The organism is Tamlana crocina, assembly GCF_012037625.1.
The window spans coordinates 1-418 of sequence record NZ_JAAVJS010000307.1 but is presented as its reverse complement, the minus strand read 5'-3'; the positions used below and the strand labels follow the sequence as shown (position 1 = coordinate 418).

The window sequence follows — 418 nt, the reverse complement described above, 5'->3', positions numbered from 1 at the left end:
AGGTGAACCTTACACAATCACGGTAACAGTTAATCCAACACCTACAGTAACTACTGCCAACACAGTAACAATATGCAGTGGTACAGGACCTAATATTGCTTTGACTGCATCAATATCAAGCTCTTTCTCCTGGACCGTAGGCACCATAACCGGGGGTATTACAGGGGCAAGTAACGGAACAGGATCTACAATAAATCAGACCCTTACCAACCCCAGCAACTCAGCAGCGGGAACAGTTCAGTATATCGTAACGCCTACTGCTAATGCAGGAAGCTGTGAAGGTGAACCTTATACCATTACGGTGACAGTTAATCCAAAACCTACTGTAACTACTGCCAACACAGCAACAATATGCAGTGGTACAGGAACAAATATTTCCCTGACAGCATCTACACCAAGTTCTTTCTCCTGGACCGTA

1 protein-coding gene is annotated in these 418 nt (G+C 44.7%); it reads left to right on the top strand.

Annotation, left to right across the window (positions count from 1 at the left end):
• Positions 1 to 16: 16 nt before the first annotated feature.
• Positions 17 to 418, top strand: a 402-nt coding sequence (locus tag HC176_RS16850; RefSeq protein ID WP_342448717.1) for a PKD-like domain-containing protein, incomplete at its 3' end; no start/stop codon positions are given.